Annotated in this window: 2 protein-coding genes and 2 pseudogenes; 1 reads left to right on the top strand and 3 read right to left on the bottom strand. The window is 36.3% G+C overall.

All coding sequences use genetic code 11. The annotated features are described in order from the left end of the window. Positions 1–438: 438 nt before the first annotated feature. Positions 439–2589 (top strand): annotated as a pseudogene (locus ACH2CJ_RS17375) (PQQ-binding-like beta-propeller repeat protein). A gap of 242 nt (positions 2590–2831) precedes the next feature. Here the strand turns inward: ACH2CJ_RS17375 and ACH2CJ_RS17370 are convergent. The 3 genes and pseudogenes from ACH2CJ_RS17370 to ACH2CJ_RS17360 all read right to left on the bottom strand — a co-directional run. Further along, entirely contained in the window at positions 2832–3977 is a 1146-nt protein-coding gene (locus ACH2CJ_RS17370; protein WP_394994522.1) for a glycoside hydrolase family 10 protein, read from the bottom strand. A 105-nt stretch (positions 3978–4082) separates the two neighbouring features. After that, positions 4083–5858 (bottom strand): RagB/SusD family nutrient uptake outer membrane protein, encoded by a 1776-nt coding sequence (locus tag ACH2CJ_RS17365; protein ID WP_394994519.1) that lies wholly within the window; start codon positions 5856–5858, stop codon positions 4083–4085. Positions 5859–5889: 31 nt separating this feature from the next. After that, positions 5890–6444, bottom strand: a pseudogene (locus ACH2CJ_RS17360) (TonB-dependent receptor); the annotation flags it as partial.

Here is a 6444-nt window from a genome sequence, read left to right as displayed (position 1 = left end):
CCGCACCGCCGATGGTACTGAGTTCATACTCGGGAGAGTAGGTAGATGCCAGAATTTTATTGACAAAAAGCAACCTCAAAAGGGTTGCTTTTTTGCGTTTATAAATTCTCCTGCGAATGAGTTTAACCAATAATCAATAAAAATTATACTATCTATTTTATTTAAGAAATGAAGATAAGAATTCAGTCATTATAATAAAATATAAGTACTTGGTAGTCAAGTGTTTATAAAATTCATATTTTATGACAAGCTCTTCTTATTTAATTTGTATTTTTAAATAGTTTTTACTTTTAATGAGACTTTAAATAAGGTAAGTGAAAAATTACAATATGTTCTTGAAATAATGAAACTCTAATTATAGATTTGTGTAATTGACCTAAAATTTTGGTTGAAAGAGTATGTAAAATCAAGAAATTTGAAACAAATACTTATTGAAAAATGCTAAATTTTATTAGAAACTTATATTTTATAAATCATCAATTGAGTTCAAGTTTTATAAGATTTTCTTTGTCTATTCTTATAAGTGTTTTACTTGTTTCAAGTACAGAAAACTCTGCAAATAGTGATTGGAATGCTTATAATGGTGGTGACGATTGTAACCATTTCTCTAAACTTACCGAAATAAATAACAGTAATGTTTCACAGTTAAAGTTAGCTTGGAAATATGCTTCAGGTGGAGCCGATACTTCGAAAAATACCACGCAAATACAGTGTAATCCGCTTATTATCAAGGGAATAATGTATGGTGTTTCTGCTGGTTCTCAAGCCTTTGCAATTGATGCTGCAACAGGGCGTGAGCTTTGGAAAACCAATCTGAAAGATAATACTTTTAGTATGACAAGTAGGGGTGTAACTTATTGGACTGATGGTAAAGAATCTCGAATTTTCTTCGCTTATGGTGCATTTTTGTATGCTCTCAATGCGATAGATGGGCAAGCAATTTTTTCGTTTGGAATAAAAGGAAAAATCAACCTAATTGATGGAATTAAACGCCCTGGTGCTGATGAATATGTAGTTTCTAATACTCCTGCTGTAGTTTTTAAAGACATACTAATAGTTGGTACAAGGGTTTCTGAAAGTGCCACAGCTTTGCTCGGTGATATTAGAGCATTTGATGCACGAACAGGTCGTAAAATTTAGACTTTTCATACCATTCCTCATCCAAATGAATATGGTTATAATACTTGGGAAAAACAAAATTATCAAAATATAGGTGGTGCAAATAACTGGATGGGGATGGCAATTGATTCAAAAAGAGGAATAGTTTATGCACCAACTGGTTCGGCAGCTTTTGATTTTTATGGCGGTAATAGAAAAGGAGATAATCTGTTTGCTAACTGTTTATTGGCACTTAATGCCACAACGGGCAAGCGATTGTGGCATTTTCAAACGGTTCACCATGATATTTGGGACAGAGATATTCCTGCACCCCCTAATTTATTTACTATCAATCAAAATGGTCGAAAAATAGATGTTGTATCGGTTTTGAGTAAGCAAGGATTTGTATTTGTTTTTAATCGTGAGAGCGGAAAATCTATATTCCCAATTGAAGAACGCCCTTTTCTTAAATCTGAAATTAAAGGTGAGAAAGCGTCTGCTACACAGCCGATTCCATTGCTTCCTGAGTATTTCACTCGACAAAGTTTTACCGAAAATGATGTCAATCAATTTGCATCGAATCGTGATGAAATAATTGACCAAGTTAGAAAAATAACTACGGGAAAACCATTTACTCCATTAGGTAAAAATCGTACAGTTTTCTATCCTGGAACTGATGGTGGAGCTCAATGGGGTGGAGCTGCCGTTGACGAAAATAGCGTGATGTATGTTCCTGCAAAAGAAAATCCAGTTTATAGTTCATTAATAGAATCACCAAAAGATGAAGGAAAAAGCTCGCTTTCATCAGGAAAACAACTTTATCAAACTTATTGTCGAGCTTGTCATGGGGCAAATCGAGAAGGGAACGAGGATGGTTCTTATCCTGCCTTACATAAAATAGAAGCAAAATATAATGAAATTACAACACTTCAACTACTTGCAAAAGGGCGAGGAATGATGCCAGCTTTTACACAATTAAAAGAGGCTGAAAGAAAGGCAATTGTACAGTTTTTGTTTGGTAAAAACACCAATATTAAGACAAATGATAAAGGTAATTTATCAAAATCTCCTTATGTGCATACGGGTTATAATCGTTGGTATGACAGCAACGGTTATCCAATCAGTCGTCCGCCTTGGGGTACGCTTACCGCAATTAATATGAATACGGGAAAACATTGTTGGCAAATACCTTTAGGAGAGTATCCAGAATTAACAGCGAAAGGAATACCAATTACAGGAACAGATAATTATGGTGGTGCTGCTGTAACAGCTGGTGGTTTGTTATTTATCGCAGCTACTAAAGACCAACAATTTAGAGCAATTGACCGTCAGACTGGTAAAGTATTATGGCAAGTTTCGCTTCCTGCCGCTGGTTATGCTTCACCTAGTGTTTATGCTGTTAAGGGTAAACAATACGTTGTCATTGCTTGCGGTGGTGGAAAATTGAAAACTAAATCTGGTGACCAGTATTTGGCATTTTCATTGCAATAAGTTGTTTTTTTGATACATCAAAAATGCCTTAGAAATTGTCTGATTTTAGGGTAAATATCTTCGGTTTCTGCATTTCAAAGATTTTATTGTGAAAGCGAAAACTGCGAAATGTTTTTTATCAACTTCATTTATATGTCAGAGATATTTGAAAGAAAGTATTTTCAGTTCCATCATTTAATCTCAAAATAAAGATGTGTTCTGCCATTGTTGATATTTATAAAATCATAGATTTATGCTCCTAATTATTTCTGATAGTCAGTTGTAAAATATAAATTATTGTCTTTCAGACCTTCATAGAAGAAAAAAACTTCATTATCAATCTTATTTCTTCTGTTTTCGTCAATCATTTGTTTTAAAAAGTCATAAGTTGGCTTATAAGTTCCTACTTTTAGCAATACTCCTGGAGCAAGAATTTTCATTTTATCGGCATTGATTTGCGAAGAGATAATTTTAGCTAACTCAGCCTTGTAAGCAGCTAAATCGTAACGATAAATTTGCGGACAAATCATATCAACCCAACCATTATTTACCCATGTTGGCCAATCTTGTAAGTATTCGGTTTTGGCGAATGGAAAAATACTCGGAGCCATCGAAATGCTAATTTTAGGATTAATTTTCTTTAATTCTACCGAAATTCGCTCCATAAATTTATTCAAACGGTTGGCACGCCATGTTACCCAGTTTTCTTCTTTATCATTAGTGGGGGTTGCTCCGCCACTTTCGGCTTTGTACTGAGCCAAAATTTCTGGATTATAACCACCTTCAACTGCCATTGCGGGTAGTCGGTCATCACCTTGAATGCCATCTAAGTCTGGATAATTTACAACTGTTTCTTTCAATAATGAAAGCATAAAGTCTTGCACTTCTGGATTCAGTGCATTCATCCACTTGAAACCATTTTTTGTAGTTGTATTGCCATTTTTGTCAAGTGATGCCCATTGTGGTTTGATGCGTAAAATGTGTTCCCCAAAACCGCTGTTTTCGGCGGCAAAACCATATTCAAACCATGCAAAAACTTTGATGTTTTTGGCATGAGCTTCGTCAATCATTTCACGTAAAGGGTCACGTCCTGCCAAGCCTTCTTCGATAGGAATTTTGAATAAATCATTTATTATTTTGCTTGGATATAGCGTACGGCCTTTATTCCAAGTTACTACAAAAATATGATTGATTCCACTTTTTTGGCACAATTCTACCGCTTGTTTAATTCCTTCTTTACTATAAAGTGCTTGACTTGCGACATTTGTAAGCCATACGCCCCTGACTCCCGTTACAGATTTAGGTGGCGTTGTTATAGGCGTTACAGTTTTTTCTTGTGATTTACAGCTTTGAATAGAAAAGGCAAAAATCAATAAAAGTAGTGTGGATATGTTTTTTTTAATGTACATAATTAGCTTTGTTGATAGTCTAAAGAATAAGTTTTATGGCTAAATGGTTGAAAGTTAAAGGATTATGAGAGTGGAGCGAACGGCAAGCTCGCCCCCATCCATAATTTACCAACCAGTATTCTGTTTCAAATTTTTGTTTTTATCTATTTCACCTTGTGGAAGAGGCCATAGTAAGTGTTTTGCTGTATTTTTTCGAGTTTCATTTCTACTGCTGATGCGTTTTGAAATACTCGCTGAATAGTCAGGAATATCGTTGATGTCTTGTACCGAACCCGCCGCTCCAAATGATGGAATTGCAGGTGCATCGGTTGGATTTTTGGCTGCTCCAACAATTTGTGTGTTCAACACATCAAGTATAATTCCCCAACGACGAATATCAAATAAACGTAAGCCTTCAATAGCAAATTCAACTGTTCTTTCTCGACGAACCAACTGACGCATTTTTGCTTGCGAGCCAAGTGTTGCAATTGGTTGTCCTGCACGTTTTCTTACGGCATTGATGGCATCAACAACTGATGCATCAAGTTTGCCCAATTCGATTTGTGCTTCGGCATACATCAATAAAATTTCGGCATAACGCATGATGGTATAACCTGTTTTTAATTCCCAAAGATATTGATCGGTGTCATTGTATTTACGCCAAACATAGCCTACGCCACCCACAGCACCTGTTGCACCAAATTGCCAAACACCATTAGACGATGTTACGAAGTCTGGGTTTCCTGTTACAACATCAAATTTTGAAGTATTCCAGTTCCAACGAAAAATTTGGTCAGAATGAATATTAAAAATAAATCGCTGATTGGGATTTTGGTAAGGTAAACTTGCCGTTTTACTCATGCGAACTTCCATGGTATCTCCTGGCATATAGAGCGTCCAACGTAAGCGTTTATCACGATTTTTGCTTGGATTTGCAGAGTCATATAAAGGTGATTCATCAATTCGTTTACCGTCTGTACACTCAAATTTATCTACCAAAGCTTGTGTCGGGAAATTGTTACTTTGAGCTCCCAAAGTTTGGCGTGGTGTATAACCTACAGCCATCCAACTTGAAATATTGGGGTTTTCGGTAGGATAAACCATTGACCAAATCACTTCTTTGTTGGTATTCGCATTTTGTCCAGCAAGGGTAAATAAATTTTGGTAGCTTGGATTAATACCATATTGTCCACTTTTGATAATGGTATCTGTGGCTTGAGCTGCTGTTGCGTAGTCTTTGATGAGCATCGCTAAACGTGCTTTCAAACCATAAGCAAAACCTTTGTTTACACGTCCACGTTCTGATGGGTTAAAATCCAAAACTGTGTAAGCATCATCCAAATCTTTGTAAAGAGCTTTCACGATAGTTTCAACAGGCGTGCGTGATTGAGTTTCGTACTCTTCGGGTTTTAATGGAACTGTATAGTAAACCACATCTCCGTACCAAACCATTAAATTGAAATATGCCCAAGCTCGTAGCGTAATGGCTTCGGCTTGCATTTTTGCGTAAGAAGTTTTCGGTGTTGCTGCTTCGCCTCTTTTCATACCATCCAAAAGCTCGTTGGCTCTCGAAACTACTTTATATCCCTGTGTCCAAGCATTATCTGACCAACCATTGCCTGGGATAAAAGGTCCGTTGTCACCTTGTGCTATTAAGGATTCGGGGTCAGATTTACGAGAAATTTGAATATCAGTCGTACCTTCAATACGCTTTAGATCTGGCACAAAACCTGTACGATTCCAAAAAGTTGCATTATAAACACCAGTTAAACTTTGTTTAATTTCGGCTTCATTTGCCAAAAAGCTGGCACTCGAAGGTGTGTCGAGCGGCTGCCGGTCGAGAAAATCTTCACAACCCAAAGAAACGCTTGCCAGTAATGCGATATATATGATTTTTTTCATTTTTATACTTCGATTTTCAATGGATTATTGCTTAAAACTTCAAATTTAAACCAACAGTATAGGTTTTCATTAATGGATAAAACTCTGCACTATTGTTGTTTTGTTCTGGGTCGAAACCTTTCCAGAATTTAGTAAACGTGACAAGATTCTGACCACTTATATATAATCTTGCACTTTCCATTCCGATTTTCTTAACCCAATCTTGTGGTACTTTCATGCCAGCATTTACGTTTTTTAAGCGGAAATACGCTGAATTTTTCACCCAAAATGAAGAGTTTGTACTGTTTACGCCAATAGTTGGGGTTAGCCTCGGGAAAGTGGCGTTGGGGTTGTTTGGTGTCCAATAATCTTTGTGCATCGCCAATAACGATGGAATAAAATCTGCGGCATAAAAAGGCCATGCACCAGTGCCAGAAATGTAGTTCTCTTTGATTCCTACGCCTTGACCAAATAAATTCAAGTCAAAAATATCGTAAGCTAAATTTAGATTGATACTATATTCATAACGAGGGAAATTATTGCCAATAAATGTGCGGTCATCGGCATTTATTGTGCCATCTCCATTAACATCTTGGTATTTTATATC

This window comes from Emticicia sp., assembly GCF_043780375.1.
Taxonomy (GTDB): Bacteria; Bacteroidota; Bacteroidia; order Cytophagales; family Spirosomataceae; genus Emticicia.
Note: the sequence above shows the minus strand (reverse complement) of the source record. Positions and strands in the feature narration are given on the sequence as shown.